This is a genomic window from Pseudomonas sp. AMR01 (assembly GCF_041946035.1).
Classification (GTDB): domain Bacteria; phylum Pseudomonadota; class Gammaproteobacteria; order Pseudomonadales; family Pseudomonadaceae; genus Aquipseudomonas; species Aquipseudomonas antarctica_B.
Genome location: NZ_JAUTYR010000100.1, coordinates 1 through 773, shown reverse-complemented (window position 1 = coordinate 773; position 773 = coordinate 1). Strand labels below are relative to the sequence as shown.

Here is a 773-nt window from a genome sequence, read left to right as displayed (position 1 = left end):
GATGTAGCGCTTGCCGTCCACATCCCACAATTCGGCATTTTCCGCACGTTCTGCATAAATACCGCGGGTGCCCACACCACTGGCGACCGCTGCCGTGCGCCGTGTTTTTAATTCCTCGCTGCGTGACATCGTCAGCCCTCCTGAATAGCGAATATTGATCATCAATAGCTCATTATTTTGAACACTCCAATGCTTTTATCTCATTCTTAGATGCGGTAGCTTTCGACAGATATCATCAGTGAGAACAGCATATGACAGGTTTCGACGTGGGGGCTCGCCTTCGTGAACTTCGCATGAATCAAGGGCTTTCGCAGCGCAAACTTGCCGAAGCGGCAGATGTTCCCCATGGTCAAATCTCCATGGTCGAAACGAATAAGAGCAGTCCCTCCGTCGCCACGCTGCGCAAGATTCTGGGCGGCTTGGACATTTCGATGTCTGAGTTTTTTGAGCCTGAGGCCGCGCCGAGCAATGCGCCCTTCTTTACCCCTGATGAATTCAAAGACCTCACCTCACGCATCTACTCCGAAAATGGGGAACCCGTAGGGCAGATGGCGCTGAAGCAGGTCGGCAATGCGCGGGAACATGGGCTGCAAATCATGCATGAAACCTATGAACCGGGCGCAGATACGGGCGAAGAAATGCTCTGCCACCCTGCAAGCGAGGGGGGCATCGTGATTGCGGGTGAGCTTGAAGTGACTGTTGGCGACAACGCGCGGATTTTGAAGGCGGGAGATGCCTATCTGTTCAACTCGCGCGAGCCGCATCGCTTTCGC

General features: G+C 54.1%; 1 protein-coding gene. It reads left to right on the top strand.

Translation table 11 applies throughout. From position 1 onward, the window contains the following. Positions 1-251 precede the first annotated feature (251 nt). The coding region (locus Q7C20_RS26710; RefSeq protein ID WP_375071187.1) for a cupin domain-containing protein at positions 252-773 on the top strand (522 nt) is incomplete at its 3' end.